We start from the raw sequence: 14675 nt of genomic DNA on the forward strand, positions 1-14675 counted from the left end.
CTGGCTGCACCGCTCAAAAATCGCCGGGATCGCCACCGACACCTGGGGTTTCGAGGTCCGTCCGAACGAGTTCGACGCCGCCTTCCAGCCCCTGCACCAGATCGCCATCCCCAACCTTGGCCTGTTCCTGGGCGAGATGTGGGACCCGGACGGGCTGGCCGAGGCGTGCGCGGCGGACGGCAGGTACGACTTCCTGCTCACCGCAGCACCGCTCCCGATCACGGGGGCCGTTGGCTCGCCGGTCAATCCGATCGCGGTCCGGTAGCTTTCAGCTAAAGCAGAACAACCACCAGCAGTATCGCCGTCAATACAAAGGAGTCAGCGATGGCAGCAGTACAGAACGTCGGAATCGTTGGGGCGGGAGCCGCTGGGCTGGCCGCAGCCATCCTCCTGGCCGACGCCGGAATCCGGGTCGAAATCCTCGAAAAAGCGGACGCCCCGCAGAGCCTCGGGTCCGGCATCACCCTGCAGGGCAACGCGTTGCGGGTGCTCCGCCAGCTCGGCGTCTGGGACCAGGTGGAGGCGAAAGGTTACGGGTTCAGCACCCTGGGCCTGCGCGCCCCCGACCCCGCCGGCACCGTCATCGCCGTACTTGAAGACATCCGTACCGGCGGCGAGGACCTTCCCGCCACCATGGGCATGTACCGCCCGGACCTCACCGCCATCCTCCGCGAACGGGCCGAACAGGCCGGTGCACGGATCAGCTACGGCAGGACCGTCACCGGAATAGCGGACGACGGCGGATCAGTCACTGTCAGCATCGCCGACGGCGGCAGCACCACATACGATCTCCTGATTGGCGCAGACGGCCTGCACTCAGCCGTGCGCAAGGCCATCGGCATCGACGTGGAACCCCAGCCCACCGGCATGGGCATCTGGCGTGCCTTCGTGGAGCGGCCCGACGAGGTGGTCCGCACCGACCTGACCTACGGCGGCCCCTGCTTCATCGCCGGCTACTGCCCCACCGGCCCGGACACCATCTACGCCTACCTCGTGGAGAAGGCCCAGGAACGCAAACACGAGGACGGACCCCGCATCATGGCCGAACTCGCCGCAGCCTACGGCGGCCCGTGGAAGGAAATCCGCGCCAACCTGGACCACAGCGCACGCATCAACTACACGTGGTTCACCACCCACCTGGTGGACGGTCCCTGGAACCGCGGCCGCACCGTGATCATCGGTGACGCCGCACACAGCTGCCCGCCCACGGTGGCCCAGGGTGCCGCCATGGCCCTGGAGGACGCGGCCGTCCTCGCTGAACTGCTGATCCAGGCCGACGAGATCACCGAAACGCTCTGGAAAGAATTCACCGACCGACGCCTGGACCGGGCCAAGGCAGTGGTTACCGCCTCCGTCCAGCTTGGCCAGTGGATGCTCGACGGCGTCCGCGACGCCAACGTGCCCGGCCTGATGAACTCGCTGTCCACCATGCTGAAGGAACCCGCATGAGCACCGATCCTGTTCAAGTACCTATCGTGGACGTCCACGCCCATATCCTGCTTCCGGCCCTGCAACAGCTCGTGGCCGAGGCGGACCCCGAAGGCTTCGGCGCCCAGCAGGCCCTGGAAGTCCGACGCAACGGGCCGGAGTCCATGGCCGCTTCGGGCAGGATGATCAAGGAACGCTGGCCGCAGCTGACCGACCTCGACCGCCGGCTCGCGGATATGGATGCCCAGGGCGTCGATGTGCAGCTGGTCTCGCCGTCGCCGTCGCACTTCTACTACTTCGCCGGCGGGGAACTGGCCCTGAAACTGGCGAAAGCTGCCAACCAGGCGGTGCGGGAGTTCGTGGACCGCGCGCCCGGGCGGCTCAACGGCCTGGGCCTGGTCCCGCTCCAGCACCCTGCCCTGATGGTGGCGGCCCTGGAGCATGCCGTGCTGGAATGCGGCCTGTTGGGTGTGGAGATCGGCTCGTTCGCCGCCACCCCCGAGGACCCGGAGCGCAGCACCGTGGAACTGTCCGATCCCCGGCTGGAGCCATTCTGGACCCGCGCGGAGGAGCTGGGCGCCCTGGTGTTCCTGCATCCGTTTGGCTGCTCGCTGGATGAGCGGCTGGACCGCTTCTACCTGGCCAACACGGTCTCCCAGCCGGCCGAGAATGCGGTGGCCCTGTCCCACCTGATCTTCAGCGGCGTCCTGGACCGGCACCCTGAACTGAAAGTCCTGGCAGCACACGGCGGCGGCTACCTTCCCACCACCCTGGGCCGCTCGGACCGCGCGTGGACGGTCCGTCCCGAGGCGCACGGCTGTGCCCAGCCGCCGTCGTCCTACCTGAAGAAGCTGTACTTCGACTCGCTGGTCCACAGCCCCGCTGAACTGCGGGCACTCGTGGCCGCAGCCGGTCCGGAGCGCGTGCTGCTCGGCTCGGACTACCCGTTCGACATGGGATCAGACCTCCCGGTGGACGAGGTCCAGGCCGCCGGACTTCCGGCCGACGACAAAACCCAGGTTTTGGGCGGCAACGCACGCACGCTGGGCATCACCGCGGCGGCCGCCCTGGCCGCCCGACGCGACGCTTAAGGAACACGCACATGGTCAAGATTGCCCGTTGGGATCACGACGGCGGGACGCAGTCCGGCTTTGTGGACGGCGGAAACTGCTATGCCCTGCCCGCAGGCCAGTCCGTCCAGACGCTGCTCGACGCCGGACTTGAGGAGACGCTGGCACTTGCGCGTCAGGTGGTTGGTTCCGCTGCTGCCGTTCCCCTGGCGGACGTGCACCTGCTTGCCCCACTGGAGCCGGCCACCATCCGCGACTTCGTGGCGTTTGAGGAACACGTCGAAGGCGTGCGGAAGAGCATCGACGGCGTGGCCGGCGTGGTGCCCGAATGGTACGAGGCGCCCACCTTCTACTTCACCAACCCGCACACGGTGACGGGCACCGGCGAGGTCATCGGTATTCCGGCAGGGTGTACGGACCTGGACTTTGAGACGGAAGTGGCCGCCGTCGTCGGACGCGTTCCGGGCAGCGACGGGCGGAACCTGGGCGCGGAGGAGGCCCACCGGCACATTTTTGGGTACACCGTCCTCAACGACTGGTCGGCGCGGGACCTGCAGCGCCGGGAAATGAAGGTCAGCCTGGGGCCCTGCAAGGGCAAGGACTTCGCCAATACGCTCGGCCCGTGGATTGTCACGGCGGACGAGCTCGAGGACGTGCATGACGCCGAGGGGTTCCTGCCCATCTCCATGGCTGTCGAAGTCAACGGTGAGGCGATCGGCCAGGACCTGCTCTCCAACATGGGCTGGCCGTTCGCGGAGCTGGTGGCTTATGCCTCGCAGGACTCGGTGGTGCGGCCCGGCGACGTGCTGGGCTCCGGCACCTGCGGCAGCGGCTGCCTCGCCGAACTTTGGGGCCGGAACGGCGCCCAGACTCCCCCACCGCTGAAAACCGGCGACGTGGTCCGGATGACGGTGAAAGGAATCGGAACCATCGAAAACACCGTCGGCACCCGGCGCGAGGCCGTGACCCGGGTTCCCGCCCGGACCCGACCACGCAACCGGGTTGCCGCTGCGGCTCCTTCCGGAGGCGCCCTGCGCTGAACAGCCCCTCCCCCCATCCGGGTTTCGGCTGGTCCCGGGGACGGTCCTCAGCCGTGTTCCGCGGCAGTGCCGGCAGCCGGAGCGGCAGAGTCTGCGGCGAGGGCTTGCCGCCGACGGTAGATCTGGACCGCAATGGCGGTGGGGATCGCAGCCAAAGCGGTGATCCGCATCCAGGGCCGGTCCAGGACATGGCCGGTGAGCGCATCCAGGGAGTACGGTCCGGAGCCGCCAATAGTGAACGCGGCGGCAGCCAGGCCCAGGACGGCCGGGTACTCGAGGCCGCCCTCCTGGGCGAAGAAACCGTTCGGGGCGTGGACGCTGGCCGCTACGCCCATGGTGGTTGCGGCAGCGGCGCCCGCGGCAGGGGTGGCCAAACCCAGGGCCAAGGCAAGCCCGGCTCCTGCTTCACCAACGCCCGCAAGGACGGCGCTTGCCTTAGCGGGGCGGAAGCCCATGGCGTGCATGCCCTCACTGGTGCCTTCGACGCCTCCCCCGCCGAACCAGCCGAAGAGTTTTTGGGATCCATGAGCCACGAGCACCCCTCCCAGAGCCACCCGGAACAGGGTCTGCGCGGCGGCCGCCGCCTCAGGGCTGGTGGTTACATTGCTCATAACAGTCCTCCTTGGGTTGTTTGAGTCGCTGCACGGCTCGTTCCAGCATGAGTCTACGGCTGCGCGACCACCGCGTCACAGGAGAGCATCAGGCAGGTACCCCTCCGGCAGCAGGCACCAGCCGTGGGTCTACGGGGTATCCGCCGCGTGGATAACCACCGGATGCGCGTTGACGGGAAAGAGCTCGTGGAGCCGGGCGCAGGAGCGCTGGACCACGGACCGCAGCCACACGTTTGCCGGGTCCTCCGCCTGGGACGGATGCCAGTACATGGCCTCCACCAGGGACGCTTCGGTCCCGCCCGAGAACTCCAGCACCGCGATGTCCGCGCCGCGCTGCGCCCGTCCGGCCAGCATCCGCGGGACAAGTGCCACAAGGTCCGTGCCTTCGACCAGGAGCGGCAGGGAGAGGAAGCCGGCCACCACGGCCGCCACCCGGCGCTGGATGCCGCGCGCTTCGAACAGCTTGTCCGCCGGCGTGCTGATGCCCTCGCCGAAATAGCCGACGGCGTGGGGCACCGCGGTCAGGTCTTCGAGGGTCAGGCGCGGCTGCTGGAGCAGCGGGTTGCCGGCGTCGGCCACGGCCACAAAGCTGTCACGGAAAAGCTGCTTGCTGGCTCCCTGCATCTGGTATCCCGTGGGCCCCACCAGCAGGTCGATCCTGGAGTAGTCGGCCATCTGGCCCTGGATCCCGGAGCCGGCGGTGGGGACGAAATCCACGGAGACGCCCGGTGCTTCTTCCCGCAGGATCCCGCGGAGCGGTCCGACGATTAGCGCCGCAGCGTAGTCGGACGCGGCGATGATGAACTCCCGCTCACTGGTGGCGGCGTCGAACCCGGACCGCACGCGCGTGGCCCGCTGGATGTGAAGCATGGCTTCATCAACCAGCGGGACCAACGACTGGGCAAAGGGCGTGAGGTCGTAGGTGCGGCCGTTTCGGACCAGCAGTTCGTCGTCGAAATGGCGCCGGAGCCTGGCCATCGCCGCGCTGGTGGCCGGCTGGCTGAGCTGGAGCCGCTCCGCCGTCCGGGAGATGTTGCGTAGTTCCAGGAGGACCTGAAGTTGGGGCAGCAGGTTCAGGTCCAGGTTCTTCATACCCACAGGTTATCCGTGCCCGGAGTTCCGCCCTTCCAAGGCCGGCTACTGGCTGACCGGCACCAGGCGCGGTCCCCGGACCAGGACGGCGAGGAGGGCCACCGCGCATGCGATGCCCAAGGCGCCCAAGGCAAACCCGAGGCTGCCCACCCTGTCAGCAACATAGCCGGCCAGTGGCGAGAAGAGGGCCACAAACAGTGCCGGCAGTGTCAGGGTGAGCGGTACCAGGATGGCCACGCCTGGTGTGCCCGCAAACACCTGGCTGAGCGTCGGCAGGATGGGCGCGAGCAGGACGGCGCCCAGCACCGGCATGCAGCTGCCGGCAACCAGCAGGGCCGCCTGGAACCGCCCGGCCCGGTGCGCCACCGCGGGGCTGGCCGCCCCGGCCCTGGCGGTACCCGCGAGCTGAATATTCTCCATTGAATCTTCCTTAGCCTCTTGATGGTCACGGAGGGGACGGCACCACTGAGGCGCCGAAGAGTGACTTCCCTCACTGTGACAACACCGGGGCCAGCGCGGAATCATGGATTTGGGATAGCTGGTATCCACGGGACGGATGGGCGCCGGCCTAACCCTCCCCCGACGCCCCGTTCAGCTCGGCGCGCGTGGGCGGGTTGGCGCCGGGCCGGGACACGGTGACTGCGGCGGCGCGGGCGGCGTGAGCCAGGAGCTCGCCCAGGCCCTCGGCGGAAAGCGCCCGGAGCACGTCACGGTTCTGCGCCCCGTCCAGCCCCCGGTCCACCAGGCCTGACAGCAAAGCGGCCATAAAGGAATCCCCGGCACCCACGGTGTCAGCCACAGTCACGGAAGGGGCCGGGTACTCGGCAACGCCGGCGGCAGTGATGCCCCACGGGCCGTCGGCGCCACGGGTCACCACCACCATCGCCGGCCCTTCGGAGCCGCCCAGCGCCAGCCAGTGCCGCGCCGATTCAAGCACGTCCCGGCCCGGATACAGCCACGCCAGGTCCTCATCCGAGGCCTTGACCACGTCGGCGAGCGCGGCGAACTTCTCGGCCTGGCCGCGCGCATAGTCCACATCGGTGATGATGCTGGGGCGGCAGTTGGGATCGAAGCTGATGGTGGCGGACGGGTGCGCGAACTCGACGGCGGCCAGCACGTCAGCGGCGCCGGGAGCCAGCATGGTGGCGATGGATCCGGTGTGCAGGAGCGTGGTGCCCTGCAGCATAAAGGCGATCCTGTCGGCCAGGCCGGGGAGCTCCCAGGCGAGGTCGAACGTGTAGGTGGCGGCGCCGTCGTCGTCAATCAACGCGGTGGCCACGCTGGTGGGCAGGCCGTCGGGCCCCTGCGGCAGCATCACCGAGCTGGCGCGCAGGTGCGCGGCCACGGAGTCGCCGTACGCGTCCCGGCCGTACCGGCCGATGAACTGCACCGGGTGGTCCAGGCGGGCCAGGCCCACCGCAACATTGAGCGGGCTGCCGCCCACGTGGGCTTCGATTCCGGAGGCGCGCTGGACTACGTCAACAAGGCCTTCGCCGATAACTGTGAGCATGGACATACTCTGCCAGAGAAGTGGGTCCGGCAGCAGTTCGTTTCACTCCGGTCAGCGCAGCAGCCCCTGGAGCAGCCCCCGGCACCTGGCGAACGCCGCGGCCCCCGGGTCGATCAGCGAAAAGTGGTCTCCCGGCACCATCACCAAATGGGCGGGCTGGTGCCCCGCCTGGGCCGCGTCCGTGTAACTGGTGGACATGGCGAGCGGGACGGTGGTGTCGTCCACCGCGTGGACGGCGTACACGGGAACGTCCAACGGCAGGGCATTCATGGGATCCGCGGCCCGGTACCGGTCCGGGAAGTCCGACGACGGCCCACCCAGCAGGTTGGCCACCGCCCCGTCGCTGAGATTCAGTTTCTCCGCCTCGGCGAGGTTCAGGACGCCGGACTGGCTCACCACACCTGCGAGCCGGACGGCGTCGGGCCCGCTGCCCAGCCCGTCCGGCTCCGGGGCGGGACCGTACCCGGCCAACCGGGAACGCCCCGCCGCCCACACCGCCAGGTGCCCGCCGGCTGAATGGCCCAGCGCCACCACGTTGGCCAGGTCAAGGCCGTGTTCCCCGGCCAGTCCGCGAAGCCTGTCGATGCCGGCCAGGACGTCCTGGAAGGTTTCCGGCCAGCCGCCGCCGTTGCCCGCGCGGCGGTATTCCAGGTTCCAGGCTGCCATGCCGTGGGCGGCAAGGTCCCTGGCCAGCGGCTCGCCCAGCTCGGCACCGTACTGTGCGCGCCAGTAGCCGCCGTGAATTACCACCACCACGCCCTGGCTGGTCCTGTTGGCGGGGCTTTCCGGAAGGAACAGCTCGCCCCACTGGCTGGGATCGTCGCCGTAGGTGTAGCGGTGCCGCTGAACAGTGATGTCCTCGATGGGGTCCCCCGTGGATGGTTGCGTGGTCAAAGTCCGCCCGGCGCCGGGCTCCGAAGCCGGGCTGCAGGCTGCCAGCGCGGCCGCGGCAACTGAGGCCAGGAGCGCTCGACGCCGGAAGCCAGTCATGTTCCGACACTATCGCGGGTGCAACGGGGGAACGTCCCAGGGCACCGGAGGCCGCCCGGTCCGGGCGCGCATCCATGGCGGTCAAATGTAATGCAGGCGTTATCTCCGAAGGGTGTTACACGAGTGACGGATGGGGCTACTGTCGTAACAAGGTGCATATCGGGCTACGAGCGAACCGTCAAGGGGCGTCCGAAACTGCACCTCACTGCATGACAGCAACGGTGCTGTTTATAAGGGGGCATGTATGTGGGAGAAGCCAGGGGCCGGCCAGGTCCGCACGGGACGGGTGTCTGCACTGCTCGGCCGTATTGGCGGCCGCGGCGGTGCACTCCGTCCGCACTACAAGGTGGGCGAGGTGCTGATCGGGGATGATCCGTTTACGGGCCGGCGGCACGGCCGGCTGGCCGTTGTGAACAGGAACTCCGTGGGACTGGAAGTCCAGAACCGGATCTACTTCTACGACCACCGCCAGGTCCGGCGGCCCGGCTAAGCCCCCGCGCCCCGGACAGCCCAGGAATCCTGCCGAAGCCGTTCTTCCACGTCCGCCGCGGAAGGATAGGCCGCCTGGGTGCCCTTGGCCGTGGTGGCCAGCGCGGCCGCCACGGACGCGAACGCCGCGGCCTCGGCGAGCGCATCGCCCGCGGCAAGCCGGACAGCGACGGCACCGGTAAATGCGTCCCCGGCGCCGGTGGTGTCCACGGCCTTAACGGTGGTGGGGGCAACCCGGGTCACCGCCGGCGGTTTGGCCAGGGAATCCAGCACCACGGAGCCTGCCCCGCCGAGGGTCAGCAGGACACGGCGCACACCGTGGTCCGCAAAGCGCAGCCGGACGTCCTCCCACTCGGACAGCGGCGCCTCAGGGCCGGGCATGCCGGCGCCGCCAAGGAACAGCGCAGCCTCGTGCGCGTTCACCAGCAGTACATCGGTCAGCCCGGCCAGGGCTGCGGGGATCTGCGCATACGGCGAGAGGTTCAGGAGCACTGTTGCACCGGCGTCGTGCGCTGCCTGCGCGGCGGCCGTCACGGTCTGCAGCTGCACCTCAAGGCACAGGCTCACGACGGCGGCACCCGCCATGGCGTCCGACGCGCCTGCCACGTCGGCCGGCACCAGCGTCCCGTTGGCGCCGGCGGAAATGATGATGTTGTTCTCGCCGCCGGCGTCCACCGCGATGACGGCCACACCGGTGGGCTCCTGCGACATGCGGACATGCCGCACGTCCACGCCCGCGCCCGCGACGGACTCCCGGAGCATGGCGCCGTTGGCGTCGTCCCCCACAGCCCCCACCAGCGAGACGGTACCGCCCAGCCGGCCGGCAGCCACGGCCTGGTTGGCGCTTTTGCCGCCGGGATTCACGGCGAAACCGTTTCCGTGGACGGTCTCCCCGGGGGCCGGCAGCCGTTCACAGTAGATGGTCAGGTCCGCATTCAGGGACCCGACGACGACGATCCGGCCGGGCGCGTGCGCTGCGGAACTCATTCGGCCACCTCAGCCTCAACGGGCTTGGGAATCAGCAGCGAGGCACCAAACGCGGCCACCGTCAGCGCCAGGCCAACCAGCACAACGGTGAGGTAGGACGCCTTCGCGTCCGCCAGGCCGGCGGTGGCCACCAGCACAGCGGGAAGCACCAGGAAGCTGAGCCCGGCGCCGAGGTTGAACGCGCCGGCGTTCATGCCGGGAAGGAACCCGGGGTTGCCTGCCGGGGAGAGGACCACACCAAGACCGTTGAGCATGATGTTGACCGTACCGGCGTACATAATGCCCAGCAACACCGTGCCCACAATCATCATGGGCAGGCTGCCCAGGCCCAGGAAAGCGATGATGGCCAGCGCCGCCACGCTGCCCAGCAGCCCGATCCGGAGCACCTTGGTGTAGCCCAGGACGGGGGCCAGCCGGCCACTGAGCGGACCCACCAGCCAGCCCAGCAGGGCGTACGGGGTGAGGATCAGCAGCGACATTTCGGTGGGGCCCACGCCGAAGCCCGGCCCGGCGGCCTGCACATAGGCGGGGACAATGCCGTTGATCACGGCGAAGATGCCGGTCATGGTGAGGGTGGTGGTCAGCAGCGGCGCCCAGGTGGAGCGCTGGCGCAGGTGCACCGTCTCCACCATGGGCTGGCTGGTCCGCTGTTCCGTCCGCCAGAAGGCATAAAACGCCGCGGCGGAGACCAGCACCAGGCACAGGCTCAGCACCAGCGTGCCGGCGGAGAAGGCGCTCACCAGTTTGGCACCCTCGTTAAGGGCTGTGAGCAGCGCGCCCACGGCCACCACGATGAAGAACACACCCAGCCAGTCCATCCGGGTGCCGGCCGCGGGCTTGCTTTCGGTGGCCAGGAAGGCGATCAGTGCGGTGGCCGCCAGGGCCAGGACCACCATCAGCCAGAAGATGCTGCGGAAGCCGAAGTGCTCGGCGAAGTAGCCGCCCACAAACGAGTCCACGCCGGCCACTCCGCCGTTGACGGCTGTGATCAGCCCCATCAGGGTGCCGTATTTACGCGGGTTGCTGACGGCCGAACGCAGCATGATCAGGCAGAGCGGCACGGTGGGTCCGCTGATGCCCTGGATGATGCGGCCCACAAAGAGCCAGGTGATGTCCGGGGCCAGGGCGGCGATGACGGACCCTGCGGCCATCAGCACCATCATGCCCACCAGGACCTTCTTCCGGCCGATGATGTCAGAGAGCCGCGGCAGGAACAGGGAGAACAGGGCGGCGGCGGTGAAGAACCAGGTCTGGGACAGGCCGATGACCGCCTGGTTGGTGTTGAGCTCCTCGCCCATGGTCACCAGGGCGGGGCTGAGCATGGAGGCGTTGAGCTGGAAGGCCACGCAGGCGGCCAGCAGGGCTGTCATCAGGGCGGCGATGTTGCCGCGGCCCGTGACGGGGGCGGTGAGGGTGGCAGACATTTACTTCCCCCCTGCGGTGGCGAGGTCCGCGGTGGACTGGCTGCCGCCGTCGTGCGGGTCCCCGATCCGGACCAGCGCATCGGTGACCAGGTCCCAGAACCTTGCGTGGTCCAGGTCCACGGCCACGCTGGTGGTGCAGTCCGCCGGCGCGGGGGCACGGAAGTCCGCCACGGTCATGCCCAGGGTGAGTGCGCCCTGGAGTTCGATGTTGACCGGGACCTTGCGGGTGGTGACGATGCTGGGGTCGATCACGTAGGCCACGGCGCAGGGATCGTGGACCGGCGGGAAGTCGAAGCCCTGGGCGTCCTTGTAGGTGGCGGCGAAGAAGTCCATCAGTTCACGGACAAAGCGGGCCGGACCCGTGCCGATGGCGTCGATCCGCTCCACCACGTCCGTGGTGGCCAGGGCCTGGTGCGTGAGGTCCAGCCCCACCATCACCACGGGCCACTTCTCGTTGAACACAATGTGCGCGGCTTCTGGGTCGATGATGATGTTGAACTCGGCCACGGCGCTCCAGTTGCCCACGTGGTAGCCGCCGCCCATCAGGACAACCTCCTTGACGCGCTCTACGATGCGGGGTTCCTTGCGGGCCGCCATGGCGATGTTGGTCAGGCCGGCGGTGGGGACCAGGGTGACGGTGCCCGGCTCGTGTGCCATGACGGTGTCAATGATGAGGTCGACGGCGTGGCGCGGGTCCAGTTCGATGGTGGACTCCGGGAGGGCGGGGCCGTCCATGCCGGATTCGCCGTGGATGTCCGGCGCGGTTTCGATGCTGCGGACCAGGGGGCGGTCGCAGCCGGCGGCGAAAGGCACGCCGGTGATGCCCGCAATGGTGCCCACGGCGAGGGCGTTGCGGGTGACCTTCGCCAGGGTCTGGTTGCCCACCACGGTGGTCACGGCCAGCAGGTCGATGGTCGGGCTGCCGTGCGCCAGCAGCAGGGCCACCGCATCGTCATGGCCGGGGTCGCAGTCCAGGATGATTTTCCGGGGGGCGGTGGGCTGGGGGTTGGGTTCCACGATCGTTCTCCACGTCATTGGGGCCTGCCGGGGCAGGGTACTGAAGCATTCCAGAAGCGATCATGACACCTGCCTCCGGTTTACGTCAAACGCTTAACGCTGGCCTGTGCGGCAAGTGCGTCAAACGCTTGATGCATTGCGGTGGCTGGCGGGGGCTGTTGCCGACTACGATCGAGGGATGGATTCGGCAGAGCAGGTGCAGCAACCCGCGCGGCCGCGCCGGATCACTGCCGCCATGGTGGCGGAGCGGGCGGGCGTTTCGGTGGCCACGGTATCGCTGGTGGCCAACGGCAAAACCGCAGGCCGGGTTTCCGGGGAGAACATCACACGGGTCCGCGAGGCCATCTCCGAGCTGGGCTATGTGGTGGACGGGATCGGCAGTTCGCTGGCCAGGGGTGTCAGCTCGATCGTGATCCTGGTGGCCCCTGACATCTCCAACCCATTCTTTGCAAAGGTGATCAGCGGCGTCCGCGAGTCCCTCGGCCCGGACTACCAGCTGCTGCTCTCGGTGACGGACTCAGGACAGTTCCCCAAGGCCGACGACGTGCGGCGGCTGATGTCGCTGCGCCCGGCCGGACTCCTGGTGGACGCACCCAACGCGGACTTCCTGGCGGACCTGTCTGCTGCCGGCCCGTTGGTGCTGCTGGACGCACCGGGCCTGGCGGAGTTCGCACCGGCCGTGAACCTTGACGTGGCCCACGGCGCCCGGCAGCTTGCTTCCCACCTGGCCGCCCAGGGCCACCGGACCGTGGCCTACGTGGACAGCGTGACCGGCACCGACACATTCGCCGTCCGGCGTGGTGCGTTCCTCACCGAGGCCGCCGCGCTGGGCATCACCACCCCTGCGGACGGCATCATCGCCACCACCATCGACGTCGGCGCTGCCGCGGCCGCCTTCGCCACCTCGTGGACGCAGTGGCGGCGGGAGGGGGTGACCGCCGTCGTCTGCGGAACCGATACCCATGCCTACGGCGTGCTGCAGGAGGCGCGCGTGGCCGGGGTGGACATCCCCGGCGAGCTGGCCGTGGCGGGTTTTGACGACCTGCCCTACTCGGCCACCAGCAATCCCGGCCTGACCAGCGTCCATCTGCCCGCCGCGCCCCTTGGACTGGAAGCCGGCGCGCAGCTGCGCCGGCTGATGCAGGGTGAGGCCCTGGTGCAGTCCGAGGTGACGCTGGAGAGCTCCCTGGTGGTGCGTGGTTCCACGTCGGCTGCCGCGGATCAACTGCACGCCGCGGCGGCGCCTTGGGATGTCACAGCCCCGCCGTAAGCTAAGACCATGCCGAGTAACTGGGAAAACCTGGACGCCACGCTCCGCGAATCCGTGGAACAGAACGTGGAGATCTACACGCGCGTCCGGCCGGCCCTGAAACTGGTCACCAGGGATGTCCTGCTGACCCTCCGCGACATGCTCAAGGACACGGACGTCACACCGCTGTTCGTCACCGGGCGGACCAAAACGGTGGCATCGTTCCGGGAGAAGATCTCCCGGATTGAGGAGCCGCTGGAGCCTGGCGGCCCGCCCGTCCTGAAGTTCCCGGACCCGTTCCGCACCCTGAACGACATGGTGGGCATCCGGGTGATCACCAAGCTGCCGGCGGAGAATGCCGCGGTGGCCAACCTGATCAAGCGCCAGCGCCAGCTGTTTGATTGCCGCGGCGACCGGGAAAAGGACATCGGCTCCATCGAATCCGGCACCTACGGCTATTCCAGCCGGCACCTGATCCTGCGGACCATCCAGAACGAGTCCGTCAAGGAATACCAGCAGGCATTCAACCCGGAAGCCCAGCCCAACGGCAGCTACTTCTTCGAATGCCAGATCCGCACCGTCTTTGCCCACGCCTGGAGCGAGATCGAGCACGACATCCGCTTCAAGGCGGAGGATCCGCGCGCGTGGACGCCGCAGTTCGACCGGCAGTTCACGGCCACGGCAGCCATGCTGGAAACCGTGGAGACAGCGTTCTCGGAGCTTAACGAGAGCTACGAGCAGGTCCGCAGCTTCTGGGACCTGGAGGGTGAAGGGGCTGCCCCGCTGACGCCCAACCGGATCCGCGACGTGTGGCGTACGCTGTTGCCGCACGTGGACCGCAAGGTGGACGACGACTGGGGCTGGGCCGCCGAACTGATGGCAGCGCACGGGCTCAACCAGACCGTCCAGCTGGCGGGGCTGCTGAGCGCCAACCGGATCACCGAGGTCCGCAAAGCCCTTGACCACCGCTACTCCCCGGGTCCGGACCGGCTGCTGGATGACCTGCTGCTTTGGCAGTACGGCACCAAGCACATCGACCTCACCGCGGAATCACCGGACACCATCCCCCACCCCCGGCGCGACAGCCTCCAGCGCCGGCTCAAGCAGATCGAACGGTACCGGCTCACGCAGGCCTAGATCCCAGCGGGCCCGCCCCGGGACCCACCGGCATCCTCCGGATCAAGGCCGCATGCCGCCCGTCCATGCGGGCGTGCGGGTGCGTCCGCGCGCGCCGATGCGTTCAGTGCAATGCGCGGGCACGAAAAACTCTGGACACCCACCCGGTCCTGCCCTACACTTCACTGATATATCTCTATAGGTAATTTAAACATATCAATTGTCGCCGCATCGCCGGCCGAACTGCCGGTACGCACCCACGAAGTGCAAATTGTCGACGGCAACACCATGGTCACCGCACCGGACGAGGCCCCCAACCTCCCGTCCGCGCTGACCTCCGAGGGCCTGCCTGACCGCACGCCCATGCCTCTCCGAGCAAAAGGACCCGCTCATGGCTTTTGATAGTGACTTAAAATCCCATCCGCCCGAGGAGTTTCCTGCCGATAACACGCCGGCAAAATCCTCCCGCCGCGAAGAACGCGAAATTTCCCGCACAACCCCGCCGGCAGTTGCTGTCTCCAGCGAAGCAGACACCAACCCCGCTATCCTCGACCCGGAGGAAGTCGCGACCACCCTGCCGGAAGCCGGCGAGCACGCGCAGATCATGGAGGAGCTGCGCAGCGCCAGGACTGAGCGGGCTGTTGCGGACCGC

At 68.4% G+C, this 14675-nt stretch carries 15 protein-coding genes and 1 pseudogene; 8 read left to right on the forward strand and 8 right to left on the reverse strand.

Going from position 1 to position 14675, the window contains the following annotated elements:
- From ASF72_RS21070 to ASF72_RS14655, 4 genes and pseudogenes are all read left to right on the forward strand, one after another.
- Nucleotides 1-265: pseudogene (locus ASF72_RS21070) on the forward strand (cyclase family protein); the annotation flags it as partial.
- Between the two features lie 59 nt (nt 266-324).
- On the forward strand, nt 325-1449 hold the full coding sequence (locus ASF72_RS14645) for an FAD-dependent monooxygenase (RefSeq protein ID WP_056600106.1): 1125 nt from the start codon (nt 325-327) through the stop codon (nt 1447-1449).
- A complete protein-coding gene (locus ASF72_RS14650; RefSeq protein WP_056600108.1) occupies nt 1446-2519 on the forward strand; it encodes an amidohydrolase family protein in 1074 nt (357 codons plus the stop codon). Before ASF72_RS14645 ends, ASF72_RS14650 begins: the two co-directional genes overlap by 4 nt.
- An 11-nt stretch (nt 2520-2530) precedes the next feature.
- The gene (locus ASF72_RS14655; RefSeq protein WP_056600111.1) at nt 2531-3538 is read left to right on the forward strand and encodes a fumarylacetoacetate hydrolase family protein; all 1008 of its coding nucleotides are present in this window, start codon (nt 2531-2533) and stop codon (nt 3536-3538) included.
- Between the two features lie 47 nt (nt 3539-3585).
- Here the strand turns inward: ASF72_RS14655 and ASF72_RS14660 are convergent, their stop codons facing one another.
- The 5 genes from ASF72_RS14660 to ASF72_RS14680 all read right to left on the reverse strand — a co-directional run bounded on the left by ASF72_RS14660 (nt 3586) and on the right by ASF72_RS14680 (nt 7741).
- Entirely contained in the window at nt 3586-4149 is a 564-nt protein-coding gene (locus ASF72_RS14660) for a DoxX family protein (protein WP_050683749.1), read from the reverse strand.
- A gap of 129 nt (nt 4150-4278) precedes the next feature.
- A complete protein-coding gene (locus tag ASF72_RS14665) occupies nt 4279-5241 on the reverse strand; it encodes a LysR family transcriptional regulator (RefSeq protein WP_056600113.1) in 963 nt (320 codons plus the stop codon).
- Between the two features lie 45 nt (nt 5242-5286).
- Nucleotides 5287-5661, reverse strand: coding sequence for a hypothetical protein (locus tag ASF72_RS14670; protein WP_056600115.1), 375 nt, complete (start codon nt 5659-5661; stop codon nt 5287-5289).
- Nucleotides 5662-5809: 148 nt separating this feature from the next.
- Nucleotides 5810-6751: a carbohydrate kinase family protein gene (locus tag ASF72_RS14675; protein WP_056600135.1), complete on the reverse strand. Its 942-nt coding sequence runs from the start codon at nt 6749-6751 to the stop codon at nt 5810-5812.
- Nucleotides 6752-6802: 51 nt separating this feature from the next.
- Nucleotides 6803-7741 carry an alpha/beta hydrolase gene (locus ASF72_RS14680; RefSeq protein ID WP_082484301.1) on the reverse strand — a complete coding sequence of 313 codons (939 nt, stop codon included), beginning with the start codon at nt 7739-7741 and terminating at the stop codon, nt 6803-6805.
- A 244-nt stretch (nt 7742-7985) separates the two neighbouring features.
- On the opposite strand from ASF72_RS14680, the gene ASF72_RS14685 reads away from it, so the two are divergent.
- Nucleotides 7986-8231 (forward strand): hypothetical protein, encoded by a 246-nt coding sequence (locus ASF72_RS14685; protein WP_050683752.1) that lies wholly within the window; start codon nt 7986-7988, stop codon nt 8229-8231.
- Here the strand turns inward: ASF72_RS14685 and ASF72_RS14690 are convergent.
- Genes ASF72_RS14690 through uriH form a run of 3 tightly spaced genes read right to left on the reverse strand, consistent with a single transcriptional unit; the run spans nt 8228 to nt 11676 of the window.
- Nucleotides 8228-9217, reverse strand: coding sequence for a ribokinase (locus ASF72_RS14690; protein ID WP_056600118.1), 990 nt, complete (start codon nt 9215-9217; stop codon nt 8228-8230). The two genes, ASF72_RS14685 and ASF72_RS14690, sit on opposite strands and share 4 nt — an antisense overlap.
- A complete protein-coding gene (uriT, locus tag ASF72_RS14695) occupies nt 9214-10641 on the reverse strand; it encodes a uridine transporter UriT (RefSeq protein ID WP_056600120.1) in 1428 nt (475 codons plus the stop codon). The genes ASF72_RS14690 and uriT overlap by 4 nt, the downstream gene beginning before the upstream one ends.
- On the reverse strand, nt 10642-11676 hold the full coding sequence (uriH, locus tag ASF72_RS14700) for a uridine-preferring nucleoside hydrolase UriH (protein WP_056600123.1): 1035 nt from the start codon (nt 11674-11676) through the stop codon (nt 10642-10644).
- A gap of 160 nt (nt 11677-11836) precedes the next feature.
- Between uriH and ASF72_RS14705 the strand changes: the two genes are divergently transcribed.
- The 3 genes from ASF72_RS14705 to ASF72_RS14715 all read left to right on the forward strand — a co-directional run.
- Nucleotides 11837-12928, forward strand: a complete 1092-nt coding sequence (locus tag ASF72_RS14705; RefSeq protein WP_056600127.1) for a LacI family DNA-binding transcriptional regulator — start codon at nt 11837-11839, stop codon at nt 12926-12928.
- Between the two features lie 9 nt (nt 12929-12937).
- Complete coding sequence (locus ASF72_RS14710) at nt 12938-14044, forward strand: GTP pyrophosphokinase (protein ID WP_056600131.1); 1107 nt, start codon at nt 12938-12940, stop codon at nt 14042-14044.
- A gap of 370 nt (nt 14045-14414) precedes the next feature.
- Nucleotides 14415-14675, forward strand: a 261-nt coding sequence (locus ASF72_RS14715) for a hypothetical protein (RefSeq protein ID WP_442854168.1), incomplete at its 3' end; no start/stop codon positions are given.

It is taken from the genome of Arthrobacter sp. Leaf141, from assembly GCF_001424565.1.
Taxonomy (GTDB): Bacteria; Actinomycetota; Actinomycetes; order Actinomycetales; family Micrococcaceae; genus Arthrobacter.

Coding starts and splice junctions, on each gene's coding strand:
- ASF72_RS14645 (WP_056600106.1), top strand. CDS start 325: ATGGCAGCAGTACAGAACGTCGGAATCGTTGGGGCGGGAGCCGCTGGG.
- ASF72_RS14650 (WP_056600108.1), top strand. CDS start 1,446: ATGAGCACCGATCCTGTTCAAGTACCTATCGTGGACGTCCACGCCCAT.
- ASF72_RS14655 (WP_056600111.1), top strand. CDS start 2,531: ATGGTCAAGATTGCCCGTTGGGATCACGACGGCGGGACGCAGTCCGGC.
- ASF72_RS14660 (WP_050683749.1), bottom strand. CDS start 4,149: ATGAGCAATGTAACCACCAGCCCTGAGGCGGCGGCCGCCGCGCAGACC.
- ASF72_RS14665 (WP_056600113.1), bottom strand. CDS start 5,241: ATGAAGAACCTGGACCTGAACCTGCTGCCCCAACTTCAGGTCCTCCTG.
- ASF72_RS14670 (WP_056600115.1), bottom strand. CDS start 5,661: ATGGAGAATATTCAGCTCGCGGGTACCGCCAGGGCCGGGGCGGCCAGC.
- ASF72_RS14675 (WP_056600135.1), bottom strand. CDS start 6,751: ATGCTCACAGTTATCGGCGAAGGCCTTGTTGACGTAGTCCAGCGCGCC.
- ASF72_RS14680 (WP_082484301.1), bottom strand. CDS start 7,741: ATGACTGGCTTCCGGCGTCGAGCGCTCCTGGCCTCAGTTGCCGCGGCC.
- ASF72_RS14685 (WP_050683752.1), top strand. CDS start 7,986: ATGTGGGAGAAGCCAGGGGCCGGCCAGGTCCGCACGGGACGGGTGTCT.
- ASF72_RS14690 (WP_056600118.1), bottom strand. CDS start 9,217: ATGAGTTCCGCAGCGCACGCGCCCGGCCGGATCGTCGTCGTCGGGTCC.
- uriT (WP_056600120.1), bottom strand. CDS start 10,641: ATGTCTGCCACCCTCACCGCCCCCGTCACGGGCCGCGGCAACATCGCC.
- uriH (WP_056600123.1), bottom strand. CDS start 11,676: ATGACGTGGAGAACGATCGTGGAACCCAACCCCCAGCCCACCGCCCCC.
- ASF72_RS14705 (WP_056600127.1), top strand. CDS start 11,837: ATGGATTCGGCAGAGCAGGTGCAGCAACCCGCGCGGCCGCGCCGGATC.
- ASF72_RS14710 (WP_056600131.1), top strand. CDS start 12,938: ATGCCGAGTAACTGGGAAAACCTGGACGCCACGCTCCGCGAATCCGTG.